A 26,520-nucleotide genomic window follows, 5' to 3' on the forward strand; every position below is an offset into this window, starting at 1 on the left:
ATGTTCAACATATTACCGTTGACCTGCGAAAACTATGCGCGCGGTGCCGCCGTACTATGTCGAACGATGAGCTGACCGGGAATACGAATGGCAACGTTTTTGCCCGCCGTACCCGCCTCGGGAACCGCATGCTCAAACACCTCGCGTCCGCGCTGATGTAGATCGAATCGCACGGTCGTGAGCTCGTTGTGTGCCACAAAATCATCGAGCGAATCGTCGACGCCCACCACGCTCACGTCCTCGGGCACGCGCAGGCCGCTATCACGCAGCGCGGCAATCGCGCCATTTGCCATCTGATCGTTTGCCGCATAGATCGCCGTCATGGTGTGATCGTGCTCGGCCAGGTACCTGCCGGCCTCGTAGCCGCTGTTGGCAGACCAGTCGCCCTCGAGCGGCTCTGCCGGCTCGATGTGTTTACGCTCGAGCGCATCCTGCCAACCGGCGCGACGAAATTGCTCGTCGACCGAGAACGACGGGCCGCCGATATAGCGAATCTGCTCGTGCCCCAGCTCAAACAGGTGATCCATAAGCAATAGCGAGCAGCCGTAATGGTCGGAATCGACCGTGGTCACCCGGGGGTGCGCGTACATGGTAACGATGACCGTGCCAATGCCCGGCAGTGGATCAAACGTCTCGAAATCGGGTGCCATGCGACTCATGCCGATGATGATGCCGTCCACCGGCAATGCCGCCATACGACGCGTGGCCTCGGCAAGCGAAAACTCCTCGGTCTTGGACATCTCGACCAGCGTGATAGCGCAATTATGCTCGCGAGCAGCGCTGGCGATGCCGTCGATCATTGAGAGGTTGCCAAACTTGGTGACATCGTTGACGCACAGGCCGACCGAATGGTAACGGCCGTCGCGCAGCGAGCGACCGGCATAACTCGGACGAAAGCCGAGCTCTTGCATAGCGGCCTGCACGCGCTGGCGCGTCTGCTCGTTAACGTTGGGCAAGCCGTTGGCGACGCGCGAAACCGTCTGCTGCGAAACGCCGGCAGCGCGGGCGACGTCGGCCATGGAGACCGGACGCGAACTGGTATCGTTGGACGGGCGCCTTGCCACAGGATCACCTTCACCCTTGCGAGATGTGAATAGCGTGCATGCCGGCCCGGACAGAAATACACCCCGCGCCGAGGCCCGCTATCGTCGGACGCATGTTAACGTACTCTACTTTTTCTATCTGAATCTCTTCTGCTTTATAAGTCCACACGGCAGTACCGTTCACGGCTGTATTTCTACCGATTACCAGATTCTCAAAAAGTGACAAGCGATGTGTTATGAGTACGTTAACATAGCCTGTAACGTGCGGTGTCGAGAACACTTGGTTCATGCCGCTTCAAGTTGTTAACGTACTCATAACGACGCAAAACTCACCCGTGCGCGCCAAGGAAAGGACTCCCATGACCACCCCCGACGAAAAGACATTCGCCATGCTCACCAAGCTGTTTGAGGAGGAGTTTGGTCCCATCGGCGACCGCCAGGTGCTCTACGTGCACGCGCCCGGCCGTTCCGAGATCAGTGGCAACCACACCGACCACGAGGGTGGCCATGTCATCGCCGGCTCGCTCGATGTCGCCGTTGACGGCATCGCCGTGGCAACCGACACCAACAAGGTCCGCGTTGCCGATGAGGGCTACCCCGCCTTTGAGATCACGCTCGACACGCTGGATATTCAAGCGTCCGAGAAGGGCACGTCCGCGAGCCTCGTCCGCGGCATGGCCCACGAAATCGCTGCTCTGGACGTTGAGCCCCAGGGCTTCGACTTCGCCTTCACCTGCTCTGTCCCCTCTGGCGGCGGCCTTTCCAGCTCTGCTGCTGTCGAGGCCGCATACGGTCGTGCCATGGAAACCCTCTGGGGCGCACCCGCCATCGAGCCCGTCGCACTCGCCCAGATGAGCCAGCGCACCGAGAACAACTACTATGGTAAGCCCTGCGGTCTGATGGACCAGGCCGCTGTGTGCCTGGGCGGCCTTGCCTACATGGACTTTGAGGACCAGGCTCAGCCTAAAACCCAGAAGCTCGAACTCAACTTTGAGGATCACGGCTATGCGCTCGTGCTCGTTAAGGTTGGCGCCGACCATGTGGCCGCCACCGACGACTACGCCGCCGTTCCACGCGAGATGCAAGACGTCGCTGCCGAGTTTGGCAAGGCGCGCCTGTGCGAGGTAAATGTGGCGGACTTTGACGCCAAACTCCCCGAGCTGCGCGCCAAGCTGGGCGACCGTGCCTGCCTGCGCGCCGTTCACTACTGGTACGAAAACGGCCTGGTCGACAAGCGCTGGGCAGCGCTCAACGCCGGCGACATCGATCAGTTCCTGGTCCTGACGCGCGAGTCCGGCGCCAGCTCTGCCATGTACCTGCAGAATGTCGTTGCCAAGCTGGGCTCCGAGCAGCCTTCGATGTATGCCCTGGCACTGGCCGAGCATGTGCTCGACGGCCGCGGCGCCGTCCGCATCCACGGCGGCGGCTTTGGTGGCACCATCCAGGCCTTCGTGCCGCTCGACCTGGTCGACACCTTCATTGCCAAGATGAACGGCTGGCTGGGCGAGGGCTCTGCCCGCCACTACGCAATTTCTGACAAGGGGGCTTACGCGGCATGGCTGTAATGACTGACGCGCGCGAGGCTGCGCAGGGCCTCATCGAATATGCTATCCACCGATCGATGATCGGACAGGACGACCGCATCTGGGCCTACAACACCATTCTGGAGTGCATCGGCGCCACGGGCCCCGCACTCGACATGGCCTGGGCGCTCAAGACCGAGAAGATTTCGCTCTTGCACCCCGATACACTCCCCAACTTTGACCTTGAAGGCACGCTTGCCGCGCTTTCCGAGGCTGCCGTTGCCAACGGCGCCGCCGAGGACACGGCATCGGGCCGCGATCGCATCGCCATGCGCATCATGGGCGTGCTGATGCCGAGGCCTTCGGTTGTAAACGAGGAATTCAACGGCCGCATTGGTGTCAACGAGCCCCGCGCCGCAACCGACTGGTTCTACGGTCTATGCTGCGACGCCGGCTACGTGCGCCGCGCCGCCATCGCGCGCAATATCAAATGGAGCACCCCCACCAACTGGGGCGACCTGGAGATCACCATCAACCTGTCCAAGCCTGAGAAGGACCCGCGCGATATTGCCGCGGCCGGTGCCGCCAAAAACACGAGCGAGAAGTATCCCGCCTGTCAGCTGTGCATCGAGAACGAGGGCTACCCTGGACGCTCCGCCGCAGCCGACGGCGGTGCCCATCCCGCCCGTCAGAACCTGCGAGTTATCCCTATCCAGCTCGACGGCGAGCGCTGGGGCTTCCAGTACAGCCCGTACGCGTACTTTAACGAGCACTGCATTGCTATGAGCTCCGAGCATCGTCCGATGCACGTCGACCGCAAGGGTCTGACCTGCCTGCTCGATTTTGTGGACCTGTTCCCGCACTACTTTATTGGCTCCAACGCCGACCTGCCCATCGTGGGCGGCTCGATCTTGTCGCACGACCACTTCCAGGGCGGCGCACACGAGTTCCCCATGATGCACGCCGCTGAGGTCTCGCAGTTTAGCGTGCCCGGCTTTGACCAGGTCAGCGGTACCGTGTTGCAGTGGCCGCTCTCGGTGCTGCGACTGCGTTCGCACGACCGCGCCCAGCTGCTCGACGCCGCCGAGAAGATTATCCTTGCCTGGCGCGAGTGGACCGATGAGTCGGTGGGCGTCATCGCGCACACAGCGGATGGCGTGGCGCACAACACCGTGACGCCCGTCATCCGCCGCGTCGACTCCCGCGGCAACGCCGGTGGCGAGATCTACGAGGCCTATCTTGCGCTTCGCTGCAACATCACGACCGATGAGCATCCGCTGGGCGTATTCCACCCGCATGCCGAGTATCACCATATTAAAAAGGAGAACATCGGCCTGATCGAGGTCATGGGCCTGGCCATTTTGCCGCCGCGCTTGGTTCCCGAGCTCGGCGCTGTCCGCGAGCACTTGCTGGCAGCCAAGGCCGATGCCAGCTACGACCTTGCTGGCGCGCTCGAGGGCGACGACCTTTGCCGCAGCCACGCCGCATGGGCCGAGGATGTCTATGCCCGCCGCGCCGACGAGCTTACGGCCGACAACGCCATCGATATCCTGCACGAGGAGGTCGGCGTGGTGTTTGGCCACGTGCTCGACAACGCCGGCGTCTTTAAGTGGGACGAGGCGGGACGTGCCGCCCAGCAGCGCTTTATCGACTCGCTGTAGAGCACAGACCCGGTCGCTCAACGGCAGCCCGCACAGCATAGACACCCACACGACAACGGCGCCCGCCGGCAACATCGCCGACGGGCGCCGTTTTATTGGCTAGTCGTTGGGGACTTTCTTAAACGACTAGTCGTTCGGGACGTTCTTGTTTGACTAGTCATTTAAGAACGTCCCCAACGACTACTTGCGACCAGGGCAACGTCGATGTTTTGGCAACAACAGCGAAAACCCGCCAGAGCGAGCAAGGTGCCTTGAGACGAGGCGGCATTGACCTTCTGGTCATGCCGCCGCAGTTGAAAGGCAGATTGCCGCTCTGGCGGGTTTGCAGCGTCGGCCGGTCCGCCGTTCGGCAGAACGGCGGAACCTGAGGTGCAGCGTCGGGCCGTTACGCGGTTTGGTAAAACCGCGTAACCCTACAGTTCAGTCACGACAACGTTGTTGTAGATCTCGTCCCAGCGGTCCATGACCAGGTGGCCGGTCTTGGGATCCATGGCGTTGAGCTTGCCGCAGGTATTGGCGGTCTTGAGCACCGTGACGTCGTCGGCACCAGCAGCAATGGCATGTGCAAAGCCGGCGATGGTCGAGTCGCCGGAACCCGTCGCGTTCACAGCCGCAATCGCGGGCGTCTTGGCACGGAACGCACGGCCCTCATGGAAGCCCACCGAACCGGCAGCGCCCATCGAAACGACAACCCAGGGAATATCGGCAAAGCGGCCATCGGCGGCAAGCGCCTCGCGCAGGGCATCGACATCATCGATCGTAAAGGACGTACCCAGCAGGCCGTTAATCTCGGTCAGGTTGGGCTTTACGAGCTCAGGCTTAGCGTCGGACTCCAGCGCGGCCTCCAGCGATGCACCCGAGGTGTCGAGCAGCACCTTAGCGCCCGCCTCCTCGGCGATCTTGACGAGCTCGGCATAGTAGCCGGCATCGACGCCACGCGGCAGCGAGCCCGAAAGCGTCACAACGTCCGCCTTCGCTGCAAGCTCGGCGAACTTAGCCGTAAAGGCCTCGAGCTCGGCCGGGGCGATCTGCGGGCCGCTCTCCAGCAGCTCGGTCTGATTACCCTCGTGCAGAATATTCAGGCAAATGCGCGTCTCACCGGCAATGGGCACAAAGTCGTTCTTGACGTCATCGGCATCCATAAGCTCGGCCATATAGGCACCCATGTGGCCGCCGAGCAGACCGGTCGCAAGCACATCGTCGCCCAGCTGCAGCAGCACGCGGCTCACGTTGAGGCCCTTACCGCCAGCGGTCTTTTCGGGCGTCACACGGTTAACATCGTCGATGATCAGCTTGTCGAGCTGATAGCGCGTATCAATCGACGGGTTCATGGTAACGGTCAGAATCATATTGAACTCCTGTTTCCGGGGCACGACGTGTGCGACCCCAAACATACGATAGCTCTTTAAAGGATCTCGATCTCAAAGCAGCGAGTGACGGTCTCTCCCGGCTTGGCCACCAGGCAGCCACGTTTGTGCTCCAGAATATCGTCCTCGTCGGAGCAGGTGGACAGACCACCCCACGGTTCAACAGCCACAAAGTCGCCCTCGGGCTTGCTCCACACAATCAGGTACGGCATATCGGGGAACGTCAGGCGCACGCCCTTGTCCTCGGTTTTCTTGGTCAGCGTAACCACGCGGCTCTCGAGCACGTCAAAGATGGTCTCCGCGAAGTCGAAGAGTTCGTGGGTAAGCGGCAGGCTCTGGTCGATCATGGGGTTCTTGCTGCGATGCTCAACATCAATCAGGCCAGTCGAGGGAACGGCAGTACAGAGCTCGGTGGCCTCACGCTGCTCAAAACGAAGCTCATAATCGTCATAGGACTCGCCCTCGTCGAGCGGGCACTTAAAGCCGGGGTGACCGCCCACAAAGAATGGCATATCCTCGGTGCCCTCATTGGTCACCTCGTACGACACGGCCACCTTAGCCGCATCGATCGTGTAGCGCGCGACGATCTTAAACGGATACGGATACTGCTCGAGTAGCTCGGCGTGGTCGGCAGAGCTTAGGCTCAGCGCAACCATGCTGTCGCCCTGCTCCTCGAGCTTCCACTCCTGCTTGCGGGCAAAGCCGTGGCGGGCAAGCTTGACCTCGCGGCCGCCCATGGTCATCGCGCGGCCGCCACGAAGGCCGCCGCAAATCGGAAAGCAAATGGGTGCCTGGCCCGACCAGACCGCCGGATCGCCCTGCCACAGGTACTCACGGCCGTTGGCCGCAATAGAAGTGAACGACCCGCCCGCCGTGGTCAACGCCACACAAATCAAACCGTTATCAAGAACAAACTCCATAGGAGCCTTCCCTTTCTTACGACAGCCCGCCAAGTCAATAGGGCTGATAGAAAACCGGCCCGCGCCCCCTCACAGAAACGCGAGCCGTCAATTGAAAAGCTGCAGAATGCCGGGTACCGCCAAGAGCGAAGCACTCAAGCCAAGCAAGCAAACGTGTTATCGGAGCAGCTTACCGAACCGACGGCTTCGCAACAACAGCGGTAACCCCACAGGTACCCCCAACGTCAGCGAGCGGCGCTCAGGTGCCCCAGGTCGCCGCGAAAGAGGAGCGACGCGTACTTCATGTACGCGAGCGACGGTTTGAGCGGCGAGATGGGGTGCCTGGGCGTCGCGCAGCGTCGACCCGTTACGCGGTTTGGTAAAACCGCGTAACCTCCTTAGTCGTGGTATTCGCCGCGGTCCCACTTCTCGAGGAACTCGTCAAAGAAGTGCGGGTCAGCCTGAGCCTCGGCGTCGGCCTTATTGCAGGCGTCGATCTTGGCGATCAGGGCGTCGTGCTCGGGAGTCTTGTCGTAGGGCTCCTCCAGGAAGGCAAGCATGATATCGGCCATCAGGAACTCGCCGGTGATCTTGCCACCAAAGCCCACGATGTTGGCGTTGAGCTCGCGACGGGCATACAGGGCAGAGGTCATGTCGCGGACCAGGGCGCAGCGGGCGCCGGGAACCTTGTTGACGGCGTTGGTGATGCCGATGCCGGTGCCGCACAGGGCCACGCCAAAGTCGGCCTTGCCGCTGGCAACAGCCTCGCCCACGGCCTTGCCATAGATGGGATAGTGCGTACGGGTGTGGCTGTAGGTGCCGCAGTCGAGCACCTTGTAGCCAGCCTGCTCCAGGCGGTCGGCCAGATAGATCTTCTCGTCCGTAACGATATGGTCGCAACCGATTGCGATGGTCTTCTTCATCAGAACGTCCTTTCGTCTGAATTCACAAGTTGAGGTAGAAGTTCGAGTTCTCGGTGGCTCTCGTTAGGCCATCTTGTTGAGCATGTCGACACGGATCTGGTGACGGCCGCCGGCGTACTGGGCACGCAGGAACTCGCGGGCGATCTTCTTGGCGACCTCGGTGCCCACAACGCCCGGGCCCATGGTGACCATGCGCGAGCCGTTGTGCTCGCGGGTCATGTAAGCGGAACGCTCGTCGGAAATGTTGGCGACGACCATGCCCTTGATCTTGACGGCGGCCATATAGGAGCCGACGCCGTACTTATCGAATGCAAAGCCCTGGGAATCCTTGTGCTCCAGCAGGTCCTTGGCAACGGCGGTCGCGGAATCGACAAAGTCCGCGGCAGGGGTCTCGGAATAGTCGACGACCTCGTGACCGTCGGCGATGAGCATCTCCTTGATGGACTCCTTCATCGACATACCGTCGGCATCGGAAGCGATTACAACCCTCATGACATCCTCCTTGAGAGATACGCAGGTGCGTAGTTTCTGTTTGGAAGTGTTGAATCGCGTTCAGGTCCGGGCATCTGAATGTGCGGTTCTTCACTGTTCGTGTTTATTTGAACACATTCGAACACCGACTGCAACAATAATTTGTTTATCTTTGTTCTTTTTTGAACAAACACCATTCACGGATGATTGCTGACCGTTTGAGCCCGGCGCGGACGTAGCGCCCACGTGTTCAACAAACAAAAGGGCGACCGAGAACGTGTCTCGGCCGCCCTTCTTACGGTTGATCTTCCAAAGATCGCTTTGCCGCCTACTCAGACTGCCCGCTCTTCTTGGCATGTCTGGACGGAGCGCTCAAGAAACGACCCGTCAGATAGTTCGCGGGACCGGAGATATCGATCCCCAGCAGCACGTGTCCTAGCCATAGGAACGCCACGAGCACCAGTAGAGGAATCACACACGAGGTCACGATCATCACGATGACGCCTTCGATCAGATCGGTCACCTGATGCACGATCTCATCGGTCATCTGCTTGGCACCGCTGGTCACCGACGTAACAAGGCTCGAGGCCCCGTCAGTCAACTGCTCGAGCACGTTTTTGGACTCCTTGGCCTCGGATTTTTTCTTGTTCGATTTTGAGCTGGTCTCGGCTGACTTGTCCGTGGTGTCGGCCGCGTCCGCAGCGTCCGCAGCCTTTTGCTCAGCTTGCTCAATACTTACGCGATACGTTTCATCGACCTTCTGCGACACCCATACGCTCGCGGGCACGAGCGCCATGCCGATCACGGCAACCACCAGCACGCGCGTCGCCACACGGCGCAGGACAGCGCTCGTGCTCCAGCGCCCGTGAATGCCGAGCGACACCGCAAAGAGCGCCAACGCAAACGGGATTAAGATGCCCAGGCCAACCGACCACAAAATCGTGAGCAAATATTTCTCTAGGTATAGCACGGCAAGCACGATACCAAGGTTGCCTGAAAGCTGCGCGAGCTGCTCGGCAACCGGCGTTCCCGTATCACCCGGCAGCGCGGTAATGCCCGCAGACAGCGCCACGCACGAGGTCGTGAGCGCCAGTACGTTTCCTTTCTTTTGATCGATGACCTCGATGGTGGAGTCCCAAGTTTTGGTATCGGCGAAATGCGGACGAGCCACAAAGCCCGACAGCAGCGCCAGCACCACGAGCGCAACGATAAAGCCAATCTGCAGCTTTTTGTTTGCGCACACGACATCGGACAGACTGGGCTGCAGCTCGGTTACCGTCGTGTGCTCGGTTATCTGGACAGGACGCCCATGAGCCATCTCGTGCGCGCCTCTTTTTTGTATTGACCCGTTATCCGGCATTTGGATACCTCCTCAGTCCGGCGTTTAATGCGAAAGGAAGTATACCCACCGAGCAAAAATCGAACGGGAGGACGAACGGAGCGCACCAAGACTGTCCCCAATGACTAGTCGTTTAAGAACGTCCCCAATGACTATATTTCACCGCAACTTGGAGGAGGACAGAAAAAGCCCTGCCGCGGGTAGCGGCAGAGCTTTTGGAAGGGGACTTGGTTGTGAGGGCTCGTTAGGCGAGCTTGGCCTCGAGCTCGGCAATGCGCTTGTAGGCATCGATGGTAAAGCGGGCCTGCTTCTCCAGGATCATAGTGGTCATGAGAGTGTCCTGAGCGTGAGCCATGATGAAGGTCATCTCCATCTCGCCACCGCCGGCCTCCTGCGAAAGCAGCTTGGTCTGCGTGTCGTGGGCACCGATGAGCGCATCGCTGGCATCCTTGTGCAGCTGCTCGGCCTTCTCAAAGTCACCCTCGCGAGCAGCATCGAGCGCTGCAAGCAGATCGGTCTGGGCGTCACCTGCGTATGCGACGATCTCGAATCCAACCATCGAGATTTCTTCTTTGGTTGCCATGTTGCGTTCCTTTCACATATGAACCAATGGAGAGCATCGCGTCCGGGCATACGCGCTGCGTTGTGTATGACAGAAACAATAACATTCAAACAAAAAAGAACAGCGCAAAACGTAATTTCGAGCTATGAACGGTCACTTTTCGACCGTGAACGGTTTTTAAACCAATTTAAACAATATCGAACACAATTAGCGGAAACCCAAACAGACCCGCGCCCTAGCGTACATCGCGCACCGTATCGCCCTCGACGAGCACGCCCGGAAACAGCATGTGCTCCACACCGGGCGCAACGCCCTCGGCGTCGGCAATCTTGTCGACCGCCCACATGCCGACGCGCTTGTTGTCAAAGCGCACCGTGGTCAGGCGACGGTCGGGCACGATATCACCCAGACTATCGTCAACACCCACCACGCTCACGTCCTGGGGCACGCACTTCCCGCGCGACTCGAGCCCACGGATACAGCCATATGCCATGGCATCGTTGGAGGCATAAATGGCCGTGCAGGTCGGATCATCCGCAAGCGCCTGGCCGGCAGCATATCCACTCTGCGCCGTCCAGTCGCCACGCACGAGCTGCGGGGGCTCAATGCCATGCGCACGCAATGTCTCACGCCAGCCTTCCTCGCGCCGCATGCCCGAAAGCGAGCGCTCGGGACACGAGATAAAGTGCACAGTCTTGTGTCCCTGCCCCAGCAAATACTCGACCACCTGGCGCGAACAATCGAACTGGTCGTTATCGACCGTTGAACAGAGCGGGTGCTCCAACATCGTAACGAGCACCGTCTGCATGCCGGGCAGCGGCTCGAAGGTTCCAAAGTCCGCCGGCATGCGGTTCATAATCACAACCATGCCATCCACCGGCAGTGCGCTCATGCGCGACGATGCGCTCTCGAGGGTATACGGATGCCCGTCTACTTTAGTGAGGGTGATGGCATAGCCATGTTTGTCGGCCGCTGCGGCAAAGCCCTCCATACGGTCGAGATTGCCGGTGCCGGTAATGTTGAACATGGCGACGCCGACGGTCTTAAACTTGCCACGGCGCAACGATCGACCGGCAAAATTGGGGCGATACCCCAGCTCGCGCATGGCGGCACGCACGCGTTCCTTGGTCTCGGGGCGCACGCTGGGCGAATCGTGCACCGTACGCGAGACTGTCTGCTCCGAGACGCCCGCGAGGCGCGCTACGTCTTTGACGGATACCGATTTTTTAACAGCGGCCATAGGTCGATCTTTCTATGTCAACGATGCCATTGGTGGCACCTTGCGCAGTCAAATGAAACGTCTTCAAGTATATCCAACGCCTCCCCCACCATACGCTCACCACCCAAAACCTACCGTTCACCGACATTTTTGCTTCCCCGAACGGCTTTTGTCTACCAAATGTTAACGTTGCCATTGTGCAAACACAGAGCCACCGGGCGGCTCAAACGTTTACGCGTAAGGAATCGACGGTTCGCAGGCACAGGAATCACCGGTTCGCGTCTTTTTTTGTGTCGCAAAATGGCAACGTCAACATTTTGGCAACCGGACGCCAAAAGCTACCATCGTTGCTAACCCACCGACTCTTAGGAGCATTGCATGGAGCAACTCATCGCCATCATCGAAAAGGGCCAGCCCTTTTTCAACGCGATCGCCCGCAACAAGTACCTCAAGGCGATCCGCGACGGCTTTATCTCCGTCATCCCCATCATCATCTTCTCGTCCATCTTCTGCCTGGTAGCCTCGGTCCCCAACATCTGGGGTTTCTACTGGCCCGATGACATCAACAACGCCCTGTGGAAGTGCTACAACTACTCCATGGGCATCCTGGCCATCGCCTGCGCCGCCACCACGGCCAAGCACTTCGCCGACGCTCAGAACCGCGATCTGCCCAAGAACAACCAGATCAACTTCATCTCGTGCATGTGCGCGGCCATCATCGGCTTCTTGCTCCTTTCGAGCGACACCATCGCCACGGACGCTGCCAGCGGTTTCAACACCACCTACCTTGGTTCCAAGGGCCTGCTGACCGCTTTCATCGCTGCGTTTGTGACCGGCATCATCTACAAGTTCTTCATTAAGCGCAACATCACCGTCAAGATGCCCGAGCAGGTTCCGCCCAACATCTCGCAGACCTTTAAGGACATCATCCCCTTCTCCGTCTGCATCACCGTCTTTTGGGTTTTTGACATCGTCTTCCGCGCTGCTTTTGGCTTCTGCTTTGCCCAGGGTGTCATCCAGGTGTTCCAGCCCCTGTTCACCGCTGCCGATGGCTACATCGGCCTCGCTGTGATCTACGGCGCCATGAGCCTCTTCTGGTTCGTGGGCGTCCACGGCCCCTCGATCGTCGAGCCCGCCATCGCCGCCGCTCTCGTTGCCAACATGACCGACAACCTGGCTGCGTTCCAGGCCGGCCAGCACGCTTCCGCTGTCCTGACCCAGGGTGCCCAGTACTTCGTCGTCTGCATGGGCGGCACCGGCGCCACGCTCGTCCTGGTCTTTATGTTCTGCTTCCTGGCCAAGTCTCAGGAGATGCGCGCCGTCGGTAAGGCCGCCATCGTCCCCGTCTGCTTTGCCGTCAACGAGCCGCTGCTGTTCGCCGCACCCATCGTGCTCAACCCCGTCTTCTTTGTCCCGTTTGTCTTTGCCCCGATCGCCAACATCTGGATCCTCAAGATCTTTATCGACTTCTTGGGCATGAACGGCTTTATGTACACCCTGCCTTGGACCGTCCCCGGCCCCATCGGCACCATCATGGGCCTGGGCTTCCAGCCGCTCGCCTTTGTGATGCTCGCCATCATCCTGGTCGTCGACTTTGCCCTGTACTATCCGTTCTTCCGTGCCTATGACGCCCAGAAGTGCGCCGAGGAGGCCGAGATCTCCCAGGAGGAGCTCGCCGCCAAGAACGCCGAGAAAGCCGCCAAGCTCAACGATGCCTTCCAGGGCAAGGCTGACGCCAAGAGCGTTGCCGCCGGCGCTGCTGCCGAGGCCGTGAAGGCCGACTCCCCCGCCGCTTCCGCAGCACCCGCTGCCGAGACAACGACCGCCAGCGACCTCAACGGCAAGCGCGTGCTCGTGCTCTGCCAGGGCGGCGGAACCTCGGGCCTGCTCGCCAACGCGCTGGCCAAGGCCGCCAAGGAGCGCGGCATTAACCTCGAGACCGCTGCCGAGGCCTATGGCAACCACGTGGACATGCTCCCCGACTTTGACCTGGTCGTCCTGGCCCCGCAGGCCGCAAGCTACCTGGCCGACCTGCAGAAGGACTGTGAGCGCGTGGGCAACAAGTGCGTCGCCTGCCGTGGCAAGCAGTACATCGAGCTCTCCCAGAACGGCGACAAGTCTCTCGCCTTCGTGAGTGAGCAACTTTCGAAGTAAGTAACGCCCAGGGCCAGCCGACCATCCAAGACCGGCTGGCCCTTCGATTTAGACGATTGGATCATCATGTCCGTTAATCCTGCTAGCGTCACCAACCCGCCCGCGCAGTTTCCCGAGGACTTTGTCTTTGGCGGCGCCACCGCTGCCTACCAGGTAGAGGGCGAGACCCGCACTCACGGTAAGGGCAAGGTTGCCTGGGACGACTTTCTGGAGGCCCAGGGGCGCTTCTCCCCCGATCCCGCTTCGGACTTCTACAACCAGTACCCCGTCGACCTGGAGCTGTGCGAGGAGTTCGGCATCAACGGCATTCGCCTCTCCATCGCCTGGAGCCGCATCTTCCCCAACGGCACCGGCGAAATCAACCCCGAGGGCGTCCAGTTCTACCACGATCTCTTCGCCGAGTGCCACAAGCACCACGTTGAGCCGTTCGTCACGCTGCATCACTTTGACACGCCGCTTCCCCTCTTTGAGAAGGGCGACTTCCTCAACCGCGAGACCATCGATGCCTTTGTGGACTTTGCCACCTTCTGCTTTAAGGAGTACGCCGACCAGGTGACCTACTGGTTCACCTTTAACGAGATCTGGGCCGACGCCTCCAACACCTACATCGAGGGCACCTTCCCCGGCGGCGTCAAAGCTCATCTGGCCGAGGCCTTCCAGTGCGAGCACAACATGATGCTCGCCCACGCCAAGGCCGTGCTGGCCTTCCACAACGGCGGCTTTAAGGGCAAAATCGGCGTCATCCAGTCGCTGGAGTTTAAGTACCCGCTCAACGAGAACGACCCCGCCGACATCAAAGCCGCCAACAACGAGCACGTGCTGCAAAACCAGTTCTTGCTCGACGCCACCTTCCGCGGCGACTATGCGCCCGACACCCTCGAGTGCGCCAACCGCCTGGCTGCCGTCTCGGGCGGCACCATCGAGATCCTAGACGAGGATCTGGAAATCATGCGCGAGGCCGCGCTCTACAACGACTACCTGGGCGTTAACAACTACCAGTGCCGCTTCTTGAAGGCTTACGACGGCGAGAACGACCTGCACCACAACGGTACGGGCGAGAAGGGCACTGGCCGCTGGCGCGTTAAGGGTATTGGCGAGCATGTGAACAAGCCTGGCATCCCCACCACCGACTGGGACTGGATCATCTATCCCGAGGGCCTGTTCGATCTGCTCGTCTACATTAAGCAGCGCTACCCCAACTACAAGCAGATTTTCATCACCGAGAACGGCATGGGCTACAAGGACCCCTACAAGGACGGTTTTGTGGACGACCAGCCGCGCATCGACTACATCGAGCAGCACCTGCGTTGGCTGCTCAAGGCCATGGAGGTGGGCGTCAACGTGGGCGGCTACTTCCTGTGGAGCCTGCAGGATCAGTTCTCCTGGACCAATGGCTACAACAAGCGTTACGGCTTCTTTTACGTTGACTTTGAAACCCAGAAGCGCACGCCCAAGGCAAGCGCCTACTGGTACAAGCACGTGGCGCAGACCCGTCGTCTGGACTAGTGGCTGGCGGGGTTGCCCGCTCACACAACCTGTCCCCATTTCTCAGCCGGGGGCGGCACGTCACACGGCGCGCCGCCCCCGGTCTTTTTGTTTTTGGGCTGGTCGGGAGCCGTTTGTCTCGATCTGTAACATCTAGCCGAGTTTTTTGGTCCTAGCTGTTACAGATTGAGACGAACAGGATTGCTCTTTCCGAAGAATCTAAATCTGTAACACGTAGCCCGCTTTTGACCGTCTACCTGTTACAAATCGAGACAAACGGAGTAGGACCTAACCCCGTATGTCCCTAACAGTCGAGCGTTCGACCAGCGTACTCGGCACATGAATCGCCTCGATAGACGAGCTCTCTCCAATCGCCGCCTCAAACGCAAGCTTACCGACACCGCGCAAATCAAATCGCAGCGTCGTCAGTCGATTGTGAGGAACAAGTCCCTCGAGTGCGTCGTCGATACCAACCACGCTCACGTCGTCGGGCACGGACAGGCCCGCGTTCTCGAGCGCGGCGATAACGCCCAGCGCCATCTGGTCATTTGCCGCAAGCACGGCAGTCGGCGCCTGCGACCCGCCGGCAAGCACCTCGGCCGCAATCCGCTCGCCCATGGCGTACCCACTGTCCGCACTCCAATCGCCACGCAGCATCGGAGCGGCATCGACATGAGCACGACCCAGCGTATCGCGCCAACCGGCCTCACGAAAACGCGAGGAAATCGAGTTTTCCGGACCCGCCACAAACCGCATATTCGAGTGACCATGTTCCAGCAGATAATTGGTCAACAGCTCGCACGAACCATACTGGTCGGAGTCGATCGTCGTGCAGCGCGGATGCGCATACATGGACAGGATGACCGTTCGCACTCCCGGCTGGGGAACAAACTCCTCAAAATCGGGAGCCATGCGGTTCATGTTGAGAATCATGCCGTCGACGGGTCGCTCGACCATGCGGCGCGAGGCATCGGCAAGTGCATAGGGCTTGTCGCCGCCCATCTCGATCATAGTGACGGCAAAATCGTGCTCGCGCGCCGCTTGCATGATACCCTCGAGCGTCGCCAGGTTACCGACACGTGTGATGTTGTACATGCACAGGCCAATAGAACGATACGACCCGCCGCGCAACGCCGCTCCAGCAAAATTGGGACGAAAGCCCAGCTCTTCCATGGCGGCCAGCACACGCTTGCGCGTCTTTTCCGTCACGTTGGGCATACCGTTGACCACGCGAGACACAGTCTGGCGGCTCACGCCAGCGAGCGCCGCAACCTCTGCCGCGCTCGCCGAACGACCATTCCTTGTCTGCTGATCCATGCCTTCCACGCTAACCTGCTTCCCAACTATTCCCCGCGCCCATGGCGCATCGTACATACATTGATAACGTGCTCATGATACCCGAGCCATATACCACAACATGAAAACTTCTGTCAATCAAAACCGCTTACCGAACAAATACAACCGTTCGCGGCTGTTTGAAGTTGTTTTGTTTCTATACATCCCAGCCGGATGTTAACGTGCTCATTGTCAAATGTTCACGTGCTCATTTTGGTTCTAATCATTTTAAGATAGTGTTTATCGGGCTTTTTCACCGCTGAACGCTAACCAGGGAGCCTCCTGAGCGCAAACGCACAATATCGAACAGCGAGACGAGAGGGTGTATGCATATGTCTTTGCTAAACCGCGTACAGCAGCTGCCGAAGGGCTTTGTTTGGGGCGCCGCAACCGCCGCGTACCAAACGGAAGGTTCCACGAAGGTGGCAGGCAAGGGTAAGACCATGTGGGACGATTACCTTGTCGCCCAGGGTCGCTTTTTGCCCGACCCGGCCAGTGATTTCTACAACCGCTACGAGGAGGATATCCGCCTTTCTGCCGAGCATGGACTCAACGCCATTCGTGTGTCCATCGCCTGGACCCGCATCTTCCCCAACGGCGACGATGCCGAACCCCTCGCCGAGGGCGTTAAGCACTACCACGAGCTGTTCGCCTGCTGCAAAAAGTATGGCGTCGAGCCCTATGTGTCCCTGCATCACTTTGACTCCCCCGCCGCCCTGTTCAACCAGGGCGACTGGCTCAACCGCAAGACCGTCGACGCCTATGTGCGCTATGCCGAGTTCTGCTTCCGCGAGTTCCGCGAGGTCAAGAATTGGTTCACCATCAACGAGCTCATCAGCCTCTCGCACTCCCAATACATCCAAGGCAACTTCCCGCCCAACCATCACTTTGATGTGACGAACGGCATCCAGAGCCAGCACAACGAGCTCGTTGCCCACGCCCGCGCCGTCAACCTGTATAAGGATCTTGACGAGACCGAGCACCTGGGCGGACGCATTGGCATGGTCAACGTCCTGACGCCGGCATATCCTGCCACCGACTCGCCCGCCGACCAGCACGCCGCCGACCTGTACAACGCCTTCTACACCGACTTCATCATGGACGGCGCCTTCCTGGGTCACTACTCCGCGCGCACCCTCTCACTCATCAACGAGATTCTGCGTGCCAACAACGCCACACTTACGGTTGAGGACAGCGACATGGAGGAGCTCGCCAAGGCGGCGCCCCGCAACGATATGTTCGGCCTCAACTACTATCAGTCGGCGTTTATCGCCGCCTACGATGGCGAGTCAACCAACAGCTTTAACGGCACCGGAGACAAGGGCACCTCGTGCTTTAAGTTTAAGGGCGTCGGGCAGCAGGTCGATATGCCGGGTATCCCCACCACCGACTGGGATTGGCTCATCTACCCGCAAGGCCTCTACGACACGCTCAAGCACATCAGCGCCACCTATCCCAACCTCCCCGTCATCTATATCACCGAAAACGGCCTGGGCCACAAGGACCCCGAGCCCGACGCAAACGGCATCGTCGCCGATCCCGAGCGCATCGACTTTGTCGACCAGCACATGGAGAAGGTGCTCCAGGCGCGCGCCGAGGGCGTCGACGTCCAGGGCTACTTTATCTGGAGCCTGCAGGACCAGTTCTCGTGGGCCAATGGCTATAACAAGCGCTACGGCCTGTTCTACATCGACTTCGACACGCAAAAACGCTACATCAAGCAGTCGGCACTCTGGTACAAGGAGCTCGCCGACACTATGGCGGACGCGCAGTAGCGCATCGCCTCGCTTTCCCCCCGAGAAGGGAGCGGCCCTATGCGATACAAACCCAGCCGCTCCCCTCTCTCCCCCTGGGACCGGCCCCGCCTGCACCCGGGCTTTTAGCAAGCGGGAGACCATATAGGTTTTCAACGTCCATGCCATTAAGATTTCATGCAAAGAGGAGCGTGAACTATGGAATCGATCGTTAAGTTCTTGGAGAAAGGTCAGCCGTACTTCGACAAGGTCTCTAAGAACATCTACCTTCAGGCCATTAAAGACGGCTTTTTGGCAGCAATGCCCATTATCCTGTCTTCTTCTGTCTTCCTGCTTATTTCGACCCTGCCGGGCGTTGTCGCCACGGTCGGCGGCTTTACGCTGCCCGACTGGTGGAACGTCGACGTCGTGAACTTCTGCAACAAGGTTTACAACTTCACGATGGGCGTCGTGGGCATCATGGTCGCCGGCACCACCGCAAGCGCGCTGACCGGCTCCAAGAACCGCCGCATGCCTGCCGGCAAGACCATCAACGCCACGAGCACCATGGTCGCCGCCATGTGCGCTATGCTCATCTTGGCCGTTACCCAGACGAGTGCCAAGATCGACGGCGCCGATGTCTCGGTGTTCTTTACCGACAACATGGGCACCAAGGGCCTGCTGAGCTCCTTTGTCGCCGCATTTGCCACGGTCAACATCTATGCCTTCTGCATTAAGCGAGACATCACCATCAAGCTGCCCAAAGAAGTCCCCGGCGCCATCGCCCAGAACTTCCGCGACATCTTCGCCTTCAGCTTCTCCATCCTGTTTGTCGCCGTCATCGACGTTATCTGCCGCACCTGCTTGGCCGTCCCGTTTGCCAACGTCATCTCCACGCTGGTGAGCCCGCTGTTCGCCGCTGCCGATTCCTACGCCGGCCTCGCCCTCATCTGGTTCATGATCCCGCTGTTCTGGTTCATGGGCATCCACGGCCCCTCGGTCGTTAAGCCTGCCCTCAACGCCGCGCTGTTTGGCAACATCACCACCAACCTCGCCACGCTGCAGGCCGGCGGTCACCCCGCCCTCGCCCTGACCGAAAACTTCGGTAACTACATCGGCGAACTCGGCGGCACCGGCGCCACGTTCATTGTCCCGATCATCTTCCTGCTCTTTATGCGCTCCAAGCAGCTCAAGGCCGTCGGCAAAGCCTCTGTCGTGCCCGTGATGTTCGCCGTCAACGAGCCGCTGCTGTTCGCCGCGCCCATCATCCTCAACCCGTACTTCCTGATCCCGTTCCTGTTTGCCCCCGTGGCCAACGTCCTCATTGGTAAGTTCTTCATCGACTTTTTGGGCATGAACGGCTTTATCTATGCCATGCCGTGGGCACTCCCCGGACCGATCGGCACCTTCATCGACACCAACTTCCAGCCGATCTCTCTGGTCCTGGTTGTCGTCCTGCTGGTCGTTGACTTCTTGATCTACTACCCGTTCTGCAAGGCCTACGACAACGTCCTGTGCAAGCAGGAGGCCGAGACCCTGGCCGAAGAAGAGGCCGAGGAGACCAAGGCCGTCAAGACCGCTGCCGCCCCCGCCGTTGAGGCTCCTGTTGTCGAGACCGCTTCTGCCACTGAGGCCTCTGCAGCTCCGTCCGCCCTTAAGGGCAAGGATCTGAGGGTTCTGGTTCTGTGCGCTGGCGCCGGTACCTCTGCACTGCTCGCCAACGCGCTTAAGGAAGGCGCCGACGAGCTGGGCATCGACATTACCGCCAACGCCGGTGCCTACGGCAGCCACTACGCCATCATGGACCAGTACAACGTCATCGTCCTGGCTCCGCAGGTTCGCACCTATTACAACGAGATGAAGGCCGACACCGACCGCCTGGGCATCACGCTGCTGTCGCCCAAGGGCAAACAGTACATCGACCTCACTAAGGATCCCAAGGGTGCCGTCGCCTGGATCGAGGAAAACCTCGAGGCATAAGACGCTGACACCACCTGCCGCTTGCAGACAATAAATGGCCCGTGCATCGATGTGTGATGCGCGGGCCATTTTGTTTAGACCGCACCCGTCCTCCTGTTCATCTCAATCTGTAACATCTAGCCGAGTTTTTCGGTCCTAGCTGTTACAGATCGAAATGAACGCACAGGCCAAGCCGAAAATCTCAATCTGTAACATGTAGACCACTTTTGACCGTCTAGTTGTTACAGATCGAGACAAACGGAATAGGCCGAGCACGTCTACGCCCGCAAGTCCTTTACGCTGGAACGCTCGACCAACACGCCCGAGACGAGCGTACGGCTTCTGGAGCTCGGAGCTTCCAGACCCGCGACGACCTCGTTGAGCGCACGGACGCCCAGCTCGCGGTGGCGAAACTTCACCGACGTCAGAATCGAGTTGGGAATCGTCTTATAGAGCTCATCGTCGAAGCCGATCACGGACACATCATTGGGCACACTGAGCCCTTTGTCACGTAGAGCCATCATCACGCCGTTTGCCATGCAGTCGTTAGCAGCGAGGACCGCCGTGCAATCGGGCTTATCGGCAAGCACAAGGCCCGCGGCATAGCCACTATCCGCATTCCAATCGCCTTGCAGAGGCTCGGGCGGCTCAATGCCACGCGCCTCGAGTGCCGCACGCCAACCTTTCATACGGCACTGGCTCGACAACGACTCTTTCTTACCAGAGACGAAGTACACGTTTTTATGCCCGTGGTTCAAGAAGTACTCGCACGCCATGCGCGCGCCGCCCTCTTGGTCGTCACTGACGGTGGAGCAGGTAGGATGTTCCATCGGTGTGATAATCACCGTCTTGAGGTCTTTCGGTGCCTCAAAAGTATCAAAGTCATCGACCATCTGACGCAGGTTGAAGATCATGCCATCAACAGGCAGCTGCGACATCCTACGCGCCGCTTCGGCAAGGGTCATCTTCTCCCCCGCCCGCTTTTTGATCATCGTGAGCGCAAAGCCGCGTTCTTCGGCGGCATCTGCGATACCGTCAATCATGTCCACGGCACCGCCCGACAAGTGGAACAGCACCACGCCAATGCACCCGTAACGGCCCAACTTGAGCGAACGCGCGGCAAAGTTGGTTCGAAACCCGAGCGCCTCCATTGCGGAATGAACCTTATCGCGTGTCGACTCTCGCACGCTATCGGGCTCGTTGATCACACGCGAAACCGTCTTGAGAGAAACACCCGCAGCAATCGCCACATCGTTCATTGAGACATTTTTCTTGTCCATCGTTGCCACTACTTCTCCAGTCGGTTTTGCATCGCTTGCTTTTTGCGTTCTAGCATACACTACCTGCCCGACTGACAAATCAACCGTTTACCGGACAATATCGACCGCTCACCCGTATATCCTTGTTGCTCTTCCAAAAATGTCTTACGTTGTCATTAACGAAATGACAACGTTGTCATTTCGCAATGCCTTCCTTAAGCAGGAAGGTTTCCGGGCAGTCCTGACCATCCATCGACGACCAGTTCCATCCACATGCATCGCGCATCAAGTAGCAAAGGAGCTCTATGGACGCCATCGTAAAGATGCTCGAAAAGCATCAACCGTTCTTCGAGAAGATCTCGAGAAACATCTACCTCCAGGCCATCAAAGACGGATTCCTTGGGTGCATGCCCATCGTCCTTACCTCTTCGATCTTTCTGCTGATCGCCACCCTTCCCGGCGTAGTTGGAATCACGTTGCCCCAGCCGCTCATCGACTGGTGCAACAAGCTGTACAACTTCACCATGGGCGTCATGGGCATCATGGTTGCCGGCACCACCGCCAAGAACTTTACGGCTTCCATGAACCGTCGCATGCCCGCCGGCAAGGTGCTCAACGACGGCTCCACCATGGTTGCCGCCCAGTGCAGCATGCTGCTGCTCGCTGTTACGCAGTTCACCACCAAGTTCAACGGCTCCGAGCTTTCGGTCTTCGATTGCACCAGCATGGGTACGCGCGGTCTGTTCTCGGCCTATATCGCCGCGTTCATTACCGTGTGGGTCTATAAGTTCTGCGTCTCGCGCGATCTGACCATTAAGCTGCCCAAGGAGGTTCCGGGCGCCATCGCACAGAACTTCCGCGACATCATCCCCTTCGGTGGCGCTGTCATCATTTGCGGCATCATCGATGTGGTTGTGCGCAACCTCATGGGCGTTCCGTTCTCCGAGCTGCTTATCAAACTGCTCTCCCCGCTCTTCACTGCGGCAGAGACCTACCCCGGACTCATCCTTATTCAGGCAGCCACCGCGTTCTTCTGGTTCATCGGTGTCCACGGCCCTTCGATTGTCCAGCCGGGCATCGACCCCATCCGTCTTGCCAACCAGGCCGAGAACCTGCAGGTTCTGCTGGCCGGTGGCCACCCCGCCCACTCCCTCACCTTTAACATGTCGCTCGTGGGTGAGTTCGGCGGCACCGGCGCCACGTTCATCGTTCCGCTTCTGCTGATTCTCTTTATGAAGTCCAAGCAGCTCAAAGCCGTCGGTAAGGCCTCGATTGTTCCTGTTGCCTTCGCCGTCAACGAACCGCTGCTCTTTGGCGCGCCCATGATCCTCAACCCCTACATGCTCATCCCCTTTGTTGCCGCCGGCTGCGTCAACGTAAGTGTTGCCAAGTTCTTTATCGACAACGTGGGCATGAACGGCTTCTCCTTCGTGGTGCCTTGGGCTACCCCTGCCCCCATCGGCATCTTCATCACCACGAACTTCCAGCTTATCGCCCTGGTATTTGTCGCGATCATCATCTTGCTGGACGCCATCATCTACCTGCCGTTCTTGAAGGCATACGATAAGCTGCTCTGCGACCAGGAAGCCGAGCGCGCCGCCGAGCTGGGTCTCGAGTCCGATGGTGCTGCCACCATCGCCGCCAGCACCTCTGCGCCCGCTGTCGAGCAGGCCACCGCTGCCGTCGAGCCGACCGCCGCTGCCGCTGACAGCAAGCCTGTCGCCGATCAGCCCGAGCCCGCTGCCGATGCATCCGCTAAGAAGGATGTCGACGGTCTGAAGGTCCTCGTCCTGTGCGCCGGCGCCGGCACCTCTGCCATGCTTGCCAACGCCATCAAGGAAGGTGCCGCGCAGACCGGAGAGAACATCGCTTCCTCCGCAGGCGCCTATGGCCAGCACACTGCCATCATGGATCAGTACGACGTTATCGTGCTTGCCCCGCAGGTCCGTAGCTACTACAACGACATGAAGGCCGACACCGATCGCCTGGGCATTAAGCTGCTCGCCCCGCGCGGTAAGGAATATATCGACCTTACTCGCGACCCCGCTGGCGCCATCAAGTGGCTCCGCGAGAACCTCGACTAGGTTCCTCCCTCTGTTGGTGCCCGGATCCCCAGTTCGGGCACCTCTCCCTATTCGAATCCCACAGAAAGGATGACTCATGACCAACCCCATGCAGTTCCCCGACGGCTTTGTGTTTGGCGGCGCCACCGCCGCTTACCAGGTTGAGGGCGAGACCCGCACGCACGGCAAGGGCAAAGTGCCCTGGGACGATTTCCTGGCAGCTCAGGGTCGCTTCTCCCCCGATCCCGCAAGCGATTTCTACAACAAGTACCCGGTCGATATCGACCTGTGCCAGCGCTTCGGCATCAACGGTATCCGCGTCTCCATCGCTTGGAGCCGCATCTTCCCCAACGGCACTGGCGAGATCAACCACGAGGGTGTCGCCTTCTATCATGAGCTTTTCGCCACCTGCAACAAAGCCGGCGTTATCCCCTATGTCACGCTCGATCACTTTGATACGCCCGAGGCCTTTTACCAGGACGGCGGCGAGGGCTTCCTGACGCGCACGACGATCGACGCCTTTGTCGAGTACGCCAAGTTCTGCTTTGCCGAGTTCACCGAGGTCAAGCACTGGTTCACGTTTAACGAGATTCCCGCAACCGCCGAGGGCAGCTTTATCGTCGGCAACTGGCCGCACGGCGAGAAGTATCGCCTGGACAAGGCCTTCCAGCTCATGCACAACATGATGGTGGCCCACGCCAAGGCCGTCGTCGCCTTCCATGAGGGCGGCTTTGAGGGTGAGATCGGCATTGTCCAGAACCTGGAGCCCAAGTATCCCCTCGATCCCAACAACGCCGCCGACTGCGAGGCAGCTCGCATGGCCGACGTCATCAACAACCGCTGGGTACTCGACGCCACCTTCCGCGGCCACTATGCAGCCGACACCATGGAGGCTGCGACCAAGCTGGCCCATATCGCCGGCGGCGAGCTCGACGTCCGCGACGAGGACATCGCCGCGCTGACCGCCGCGCTCCCCTACAACGATTGCCTGGGCGTCAACACCTACAAGTGCCAGTTCCTGCGTGCCGCCGAGGGCGAAAACGACATCAACCACAATGGCACCGGCGACAAGGGCTCCTCGCGCTGGTTCCTCAAGGGCGTGGGCGAGTCATGCGTGCGCGAAGGCGTACCCACCACCGATTGGGACTGGATTATCTATCCCGAGGGTCTCTACGACCTGCTGCTCCGCATTAAGAACGATTACCCCAACTACAAGAAGATCTACATCACCGAGAACGGCATGGGCTATAAGGACGACTTTGAGGACGGCTTTATCGACGACGCCCCTCGCATCGACTACATGCGTCAGCATCTCGCATGGATTCTCAAGGCAATCGACGGCGGCGTGAACGTCGACGGTTACTTCGTGTGGTCGCTGCAGGACCAGTTCTCCTGGACCAACGGCTATAACAAGCGCTATGGCCTGTTCTACATCGACTTTGAGACCCAGAAGCGCTATCCCAAGGCGAGCGCGTACTGGTACAAGAACGTCTCGGAGACCGGCCTGCTTATGGCCTAACTTTTGCCGCATACCCCCTGTCGGCCGCATGCGAATCCCTCCACGGGTTCGCATGCGGCCTATTTTTTTGCTCGGCCCGTGCAGGCCGTTTGTCTCGATTTGTAACATCTAGCAGGGATTTTCAATCCTAACTGTTATAGATTTAGACGAACGGGCGACCAGGGCTGAAAGATCTCAATCTGTAACACGTAGCCCACTTTCGACCGTCTAACTGTTACAGATCGAGACAAACGAACGGTCCGAACTTGAAGATCTCAATCTGTAACACGTAGCCGAGTTTTTCGATCCCAACTGTTACAGATTGAGACGATTCGACGGTACCAGTCGCTTGGACACACCGTGGTACAATTATGCCACGACGCAAAGGAGGTACCCATGTCAGCTTGTGTGCCCGTCCGAGATATGAAGGACACTGCTGCATTCACCGCGCTTGTTGAGTCTGAGCGCGACGTCACCGTAACTAAGAACGGCTACGAGGCCATGCACTGCATCAGCAGCGACCAGTATCGTCTCATGCAAGAAGAAATCGCCAAGGCAAAACTGCTGTCTCGTATGATGTTGGCAGAAGACGAAATATCGCAAGGCGACTACAGCGACTACGACTCCTTCGCGACCGCGATACGAGACAAATATGACCTATAACGTCGTTATACTCAAAAGCGCGCGATATGAGTACGAGAGTATCGTCGGGTACCTTGCTCAAATCCTCAAGAATCCGCGTGCAGCAGGCAATTTTGTCGCTGAGTTTGAATATCAGCTTGATCTGCTTCGCGAGCAGCCGCTCCTACGTCCCCTCTCGCATATGCAAGAGCTGGCGGCACGTAATTACCGATCGTTTCCCGTCAACAACTACGTGTGCCTTTATAAGTTTGAGCACGAAACAATCTATATCGCTCACATCTTTCATCAGTCACAGGACTACGCCCGCCTGGTCTAACCCACAAGCTGAATACTTGGCCCGAGCACATTTGCGCGTCAACGTGAAGCGGTAATCCCCGCGCCGACAGGGGGCAGAAGTATCGCCTGCAGCGTTAGTTAGCAGATGACCTGCGTATGCTCCTCGATGGCGGCGCGATCCTCGGCGGCGATACTCGGCTCGCACACCACGGCGTCCAAATTATCCAGACGACAGAAGGTGTAGAAGTCGCGCTTGCCGATCTTGCTGGAGTCGGCGATCAGATAGCGCGAGTCGGCCTTGCTAAAGGCGAGCTGCTGGATACGACCCTCATCCATATTAGACGTAGACACGTCGCCATCCAGAATGCCGTTGGCGCCGATAAACGCCGCATCGATACCCAGCGCACGCAGAGTATCCTCGGCCGTTGGCCCCACAAAAGCGGCGGTGCGGCGACGGTACATACCGCCCACGAGGCACAGGTCGCAGTCTTCGCGCGCCTCGAGCAGGTTAAACACCGAAAGCGAATTAGTCACGATGCGCAGGCGAAACGCCGGCAGCATCGAGGCCATCTGCTCCACCGTAGTGCCCGTGCCCAAAAAGATGGTCGAGCCTTCCTCGATGAGCTCCACAGCGCGGCGCGCGATCTGCAGCTTTTCCTCGGCATGCTTGGTGCGCTTTTCGCTGTGCGAATACTCGTGGCGCAACATAGCGTGGGGACGGCCCTGTGCACTACGGGCTCCTCCGTGCACGCGTTCAATCTCGCCCAGGCTCGCAAGTTCTTCGAGGTCGCGGCGGATCGTCATATCCGAGACACCTAACGCATCCGAAATCTCCTTGACCGAGACCGTGCCCTGCTCTTCGAGCAGCTGACGAACCTTATCCTGTCGCTCTGCCTTAATCACGATGAATCCTCGCCGTTCTATGCGTGCATATCATTCAAACAATAACGAACAAATTGTATCAGACTCGCGCGCGTCAAAAATGAACGCCCGCACAGCTCCAATCATCACTTTTTTGAGAAAAATACCCCCTGCTTTAGTGGGGTGTAGTGATAATCTCGCCTGTTCGCGCTACAGTTTGTCGGAAATACCTCGATGTTAGGAACCAA

At 59.1% G+C, this 26,520-nt stretch carries 21 protein-coding genes; 10 read left to right on the top strand and 11 right to left on the bottom strand.

Annotated elements, in window-relative coordinates; genetic code table 11:
- Positions 1–32: 32 nt before the first annotated feature.
- On the bottom strand, positions 33–1,019 hold the full coding sequence (locus DXB53_RS04760) for a LacI family DNA-binding transcriptional regulator (protein WP_117583539.1): 987 nt from the start codon (positions 1,017–1,019) through the stop codon (positions 33–35).
- Positions 1,020–1,402: 383 nt separating this feature from the next.
- On the opposite strand from DXB53_RS04760, the gene DXB53_RS04765 reads away from it, so the two are divergent.
- Positions 1,403–2,608, top strand: a complete 1,206-nt coding sequence (locus DXB53_RS04765; RefSeq protein WP_199409679.1) for a galactokinase family protein — start codon at positions 1,403–1,405, stop codon at positions 2,606–2,608.
- Positions 2,599–4,227: a UDP-glucose--hexose-1-phosphate uridylyltransferase gene (locus tag DXB53_RS04770; protein WP_369831352.1), complete on the top strand. Its 1,629-nt coding sequence runs from the start codon at positions 2,599–2,601 to the stop codon at positions 4,225–4,227. The genes DXB53_RS04765 and DXB53_RS04770 overlap by 10 nt, the downstream gene beginning before the upstream one ends.
- Positions 4,228–4,640: 413 nt before the next feature.
- Here the strand turns inward: DXB53_RS04770 and DXB53_RS04775 are convergent, their stop codons facing one another.
- The 7 genes from DXB53_RS04775 to DXB53_RS04805 form a co-directional block, all read right to left on the bottom strand.
- Positions 4,641–5,576 carry a hexose kinase gene (locus DXB53_RS04775; protein ID WP_117583542.1) on the bottom strand — a complete coding sequence of 312 codons (936 nt, stop codon included), beginning with the start codon at positions 5,574–5,576 and terminating at the stop codon, positions 4,641–4,643.
- Between the two features lie 56 nt (positions 5,577–5,632).
- Positions 5,633–6,514, bottom strand: a complete 882-nt coding sequence (locus tag DXB53_RS04780; RefSeq protein WP_117583543.1) for an aldose 1-epimerase family protein — start codon at positions 6,512–6,514, stop codon at positions 5,633–5,635.
- A 377-nt stretch (positions 6,515–6,891) separates the two neighbouring features.
- Positions 6,892–7,416: a galactose-6-phosphate isomerase subunit LacB gene (gene lacB / locus DXB53_RS04785; protein ID WP_117583544.1), complete on the bottom strand. Its 525-nt coding sequence runs from the start codon at positions 7,414–7,416 to the stop codon at positions 6,892–6,894.
- A 63-nt stretch (positions 7,417–7,479) separates the two neighbouring features.
- Positions 7,480–7,908, bottom strand: a complete 429-nt coding sequence (gene lacA, locus DXB53_RS04790; protein ID WP_006234830.1) for a galactose-6-phosphate isomerase subunit LacA — start codon at positions 7,906–7,908, stop codon at positions 7,480–7,482.
- A gap of 307 nt (positions 7,909–8,215) precedes the next feature.
- Entirely contained in the window at positions 8,216–9,205 is a 990-nt protein-coding gene (locus tag DXB53_RS04795) for a hypothetical protein (RefSeq protein ID WP_117583545.1), read from the bottom strand.
- A 265-nt stretch (positions 9,206–9,470) separates the two neighbouring features.
- Complete coding sequence (locus tag DXB53_RS04800) at positions 9,471–9,809, bottom strand: PTS lactose/cellobiose transporter subunit IIA (RefSeq protein WP_055252615.1); 339 nt, start codon at positions 9,807–9,809, stop codon at positions 9,471–9,473.
- Positions 9,810–10,023: 214 nt separating this feature from the next.
- Positions 10,024–11,028, bottom strand: a complete 1,005-nt coding sequence (locus DXB53_RS04805) for a LacI family DNA-binding transcriptional regulator (RefSeq protein ID WP_117583546.1) — start codon at positions 11,026–11,028, stop codon at positions 10,024–10,026.
- Positions 11,029–11,385: 357 nt separating this feature from the next.
- Here DXB53_RS04805 and DXB53_RS04810 point away from each other — a divergent pair, with 357 nt between their 5' ends.
- Positions 11,386–13,161 (top strand): lactose/cellobiose PTS transporter subunit IIB, encoded by a 1,776-nt coding sequence (locus tag DXB53_RS04810; protein WP_117583547.1) that lies wholly within the window; start codon positions 11,386–11,388, stop codon positions 13,159–13,161.
- Positions 13,162–13,227: 66 nt separating this feature from the next.
- Positions 13,228–14,667, top strand: coding sequence for a 6-phospho-beta-galactosidase (gene lacG, locus DXB53_RS04815; protein ID WP_022094685.1), 1,440 nt, complete (start codon positions 13,228–13,230; stop codon positions 14,665–14,667).
- 267 nt (positions 14,668–14,934) lie between these two features.
- Here the strand turns inward: lacG (DXB53_RS04815) and DXB53_RS04820 are convergent, their stop codons facing one another.
- Positions 14,935–15,963 (bottom strand): LacI family DNA-binding transcriptional regulator, encoded by a 1,029-nt coding sequence (locus tag DXB53_RS04820; protein WP_040358938.1) that lies wholly within the window; start codon positions 15,961–15,963, stop codon positions 14,935–14,937.
- 344 nt (positions 15,964–16,307) lie between these two features.
- On the opposite strand from DXB53_RS04820, the gene lacG (DXB53_RS04825) reads away from it, so the two are divergent.
- Positions 16,308–17,756: a 6-phospho-beta-galactosidase gene (gene lacG / locus DXB53_RS04825; protein WP_117583548.1), complete on the top strand. Its 1,449-nt coding sequence runs from the start codon at positions 16,308–16,310 to the stop codon at positions 17,754–17,756.
- A gap of 177 nt (positions 17,757–17,933) precedes the next feature.
- On the top strand, positions 17,934–19,694 hold the full coding sequence (locus DXB53_RS04830) for a PTS lactose transporter subunit IIBC (protein WP_117583549.1): 1,761 nt from the start codon (positions 17,934–17,936) through the stop codon (positions 19,692–19,694).
- A 257-nt stretch (positions 19,695–19,951) separates the two neighbouring features.
- Here DXB53_RS04830 and DXB53_RS04835 read toward each other — a convergent pair whose 3' ends face one another.
- Positions 19,952–20,953 carry a LacI family DNA-binding transcriptional regulator gene (locus tag DXB53_RS04835; protein WP_117583550.1) on the bottom strand — a complete coding sequence of 334 codons (1,002 nt, stop codon included), beginning with the start codon at positions 20,951–20,953 and terminating at the stop codon, positions 19,952–19,954.
- Positions 20,954–21,237: 284 nt separating this feature from the next.
- Here DXB53_RS04835 and DXB53_RS04840 point away from each other — a divergent pair, with 284 nt between their 5' ends.
- The 4 genes from DXB53_RS04840 to DXB53_RS04855 all read left to right on the top strand — a co-directional run bounded on the left by DXB53_RS04840 (position 21,238) and on the right by DXB53_RS04855 (position 25,451).
- Entirely contained in the window at positions 21,238–23,016 is a 1,779-nt protein-coding gene (locus DXB53_RS04840; protein ID WP_117583551.1) for a PTS lactose transporter subunit IIBC, read from the top strand.
- A 76-nt stretch (positions 23,017–23,092) separates the two neighbouring features.
- Entirely contained in the window at positions 23,093–24,514 is a 1,422-nt protein-coding gene (lacG, locus tag DXB53_RS04845; protein WP_199409680.1) for a 6-phospho-beta-galactosidase, read from the top strand.
- 375 nt (positions 24,515–24,889) lie between these two features.
- On the top strand, positions 24,890–25,156 hold the full coding sequence (locus DXB53_RS04850) for a type II toxin-antitoxin system Phd/YefM family antitoxin (RefSeq protein ID WP_117583552.1): 267 nt from the start codon (positions 24,890–24,892) through the stop codon (positions 25,154–25,156).
- Positions 25,146–25,451, top strand: coding sequence for a type II toxin-antitoxin system RelE/ParE family toxin (locus DXB53_RS04855; RefSeq protein ID WP_117583553.1), 306 nt, complete (start codon positions 25,146–25,148; stop codon positions 25,449–25,451). Before DXB53_RS04850 ends, DXB53_RS04855 begins: the two co-directional genes overlap by 11 nt.
- A 98-nt stretch (positions 25,452–25,549) precedes the next feature.
- Here DXB53_RS04855 and DXB53_RS04860 read toward each other — a convergent pair whose 3' ends face one another.
- Positions 25,550–26,314: a DeoR/GlpR family DNA-binding transcription regulator gene (locus DXB53_RS04860; RefSeq protein ID WP_070097564.1), complete on the bottom strand. Its 765-nt coding sequence runs from the start codon at positions 26,312–26,314 to the stop codon at positions 25,550–25,552.
- Positions 26,315–26,520: the final 206 nt, after the last annotated feature.

This window comes from Collinsella sp. OM04-5 (assembly GCF_003439125.1).
GTDB lineage: Bacteria > Actinomycetota > Coriobacteriia > Coriobacteriales > Coriobacteriaceae > Collinsella.